The organism is Photobacterium frigidiphilum (assembly GCF_003025615.1).
Lineage (GTDB): Bacteria > Pseudomonadota > Gammaproteobacteria > Enterobacterales > Vibrionaceae > Photobacterium > Photobacterium frigidiphilum.
The window spans coordinates 1-1,478 of sequence record NZ_PYMJ01000110.1 but is presented as its reverse complement, the minus strand read 5'-3'; the positions used below and the strand labels follow the sequence as shown (position 1 = coordinate 1,478).

1 protein-coding gene is annotated in these 1,478 nt (G+C 46.6%); it reads left to right on the top strand.

Features of this window, described 5'->3' with window-relative positions:
* Positions 1-1,364 (top strand): ThiF family adenylyltransferase (locus C9J12_RS29995; RefSeq protein ID WP_227876524.1); only part of this gene is annotated, 1,364 nt, incomplete at its 5' end.
* Positions 1,365-1,478: the final 114 nt, after the last annotated feature.

Sequence of the window (1,478 nt, the reverse complement as noted above, 5' to 3'; positions counted from 1 at the left end):
CAGCACGGCAGGAGCTTCCGGTACGTCGCAAGGTGCATAACGTGGACTACGCATCTGTTCTAGAATATTTCCTCGACAGTGAATTTGAAGTTCAGCCCTCTAGCTACTCGGATCTGGATACACTTTCGGTCTGCGTAGAAATTGATGGCCGCCTTGTCAGTTTGGTGCATTTCTGCGTTGATGAATTACAGCAGTTACCGCACTTTTTTTTAAAGGACCCTGTATCTTTCGGGGTCTTGGCCCACGTTCTGACAACTCAAAATTTCGGAGGGCTTGGCTCAATTTGTGTGAATCACCTGGACTCCGTATCAGTCAACTTTGAAAGGCCAGAACTGGCCTTCGAGGAATCCATAAGGCGGCATGTTAAATTGCTACGCTCACTCATTACAGACTCCGAATTTAACCAGAGTGAGTTGCTTAGGGAATTCAGCACAAATTGGTACACAAACACTAAGGGCATGATGAGCAAATCGCCAAAGACACTGTACTGCACGTCATGCGTAGCCAATTTTACTCAACTGGATATTTACAAACCTATTTCACCAGATAGCGTTATGAGCATTTCCGCATCTTTCACAGCCCTGCCATATGAGGGGAATGATCAAAATGTGGCACGCTTTTTCAAGATAGGTTCACGGCAGCAACAAAAAGATGCCGCTGGCTGTATTCTTCCGCTGCAATCCATAGACCCGGTTATTCCTCACAATGCTGACGGATTGAAAACATGGTTGCTGGACGCCCTCCAAAGGCTCCCTCATGGAACAAAAAGCAGGGCAGACAAGGAGCTGTTTCCTATCAGAGCTAAAGAGTTCTGGCTAGTGCTGAACATGGCAACACCATCAGGCAAAGCCTGGGTTGGGGTAAAGCTCAGTTTGGATAAGAAGCGGGCATTTCCCCTTACCTCTGAAAAAATGAGGTTGTGGAAGATCGAGCCAACCTTTGTTGAGGTCTTCAACAAAGAACTCATGTTGCCACGCAGTGGTGCCAACCCATCTCTTGATAACAAGAAAGTATTGCTGACTGGCTGTGGTTCGGTAGGAAGTGAAATAGCACATAAGCTGGGAGCAGCAGGAATTGGCCGTATTGATATTGTAGATCCGGACAGGTTTAGTACGTCTAACTTGTATCGTCATACCCTCGACGGCAACATGACCGACTGGCCGAAAGCTCTTGCTGTAGCCTTTCAGTTGCAAGCAAAGTTTCCATGGCTGAAAGCAGATGGTTACCGCAACTCTTTACTCGATTACAGAAAGCGCGATGTTTTAAGTGCTTATGATCTCGTCGTCATCGCCATAGGCGCGCCGACCCATGAACGCCTGTTCCACGATTATCTTGTGAAATCGGGCGTTAAAAGGGTTCTCTGACTAAAAGAACGGTTTGTCACCAGACTCCTCTGTAACCCTTGGTATCAAAGGGATACAACCAAAATATCGATTTTAAAACCCACCATTGCGCACTAGTTAAGTGGCTGAATTTTA